Here is a 219-nt window from a genome sequence, read left to right on the forward strand (position 1 = left end):
GAAAAATAATTTTTCGCTTTTGTTTTGCTTGCGCAACATCGGGTAATCTGTCAATTCTGGCATTAATCGCTTTCGCTTGTTTTTGGAGTGCTTTTTGTACGGTATCTTTTTGTTTAGAACCAGCTAATCGTCTAGGTTTAATTTGCTTTTGTTTTTGTTTTTTTGATTCATGACTAGATTTTTGCGCTTGTGCTTGTTTCTTTGTGTAAGATTCCTGTA

1 pseudogene is annotated in these 219 nt (G+C 34.2%); it reads right to left on the bottom strand.

Annotation, left to right across the window (positions count from 1 at the left end):
* Nucleotides 1-219: pseudogene (locus tag LI162_RS15500) on the bottom strand (hypothetical protein); the annotation flags it as partial.

This window comes from Mediterraneibacter sp. 210702-DFI.3.120 (assembly GCF_020561005.1).
Classification (GTDB): domain Bacteria; phylum Bacillota; class Clostridia; order Lachnospirales; family Lachnospiraceae; genus Mediterraneibacter; species Mediterraneibacter faecis.